This is a genomic window from Streptomyces sp. DH12, from assembly GCF_020873895.1.
In the GTDB taxonomy this organism is placed as follows: Bacteria; Actinomycetota; Actinomycetes; order Streptomycetales; family Streptomycetaceae; genus Streptomyces.
In genome coordinates this window covers 1-578 of record NZ_JAHWGT010000519.1, presented here as the reverse complement: position 1 = coordinate 578, position 578 = coordinate 1, and the positions used below count along the sequence as shown (strand labels likewise).

The 578-nt window shown below is 70.9% G+C and carries 1 protein-coding gene; it reads right to left on the bottom strand.

Going from position 1 to position 578, the window contains the following annotated elements; genetic code table 11:
• Positions 1-128 precede the first annotated feature (128 nt).
• Positions 129-578 (bottom strand): class I tRNA ligase family protein (locus LPA54_RS35525; RefSeq protein ID WP_228984699.1); only part of this gene is annotated, 450 nt, incomplete at its 5' end.

The window sequence follows — 578 nt, the reverse complement described above, 5'->3', positions numbered from 1 at the left end:
GGTCGTGCCGCTCTTCCACGGTAAACGCAACGGGCAGGCCCGGAGTTCCGGCAGAACCCCGAACCTGCCCGCAGACGGCGTGACCGCTACCCGTAAGGGTCGGCCGACGCCGCGACGGCCCATGAGGGTCAGGCCGGAACGATGTTCACCAGCTTCGGCGCCCGAACGATCACCTTCCGGATGCCCGCGCCGTCCAGCGCCGCGACCACCCGCTCGTCGGCCAGCGCGGTCTTCTCCAGCTCCTCGTCGGAGATGCCCGGGGACACCTCCAGCCGCGCCTTCACCTTGCCCTTGATCTGGACCACGCAGGTGACGGTCTCGTCGACCACGTACGCCGGGTCGGCCACCGGGAAGTCCCGGTGCACCACGGAGTCGGTGTGGCCCAGCTTGCGCCACAGCTCCTCGGCGATGTGCGGGGCCAGCGGCGCGACCAGCAGCACCAGCGACTCCGCGACCGACCGCGGCAGCGCGCCTCCCCGCTTGGTCAGGTGGTTGTTCAGCTCGGTGACCTTGGCGATGGCGGTGTTGAAGCGCATGCCCTCCAGGTCGCCGCGGACGCCGTCGAGCGCCAGGTGCCG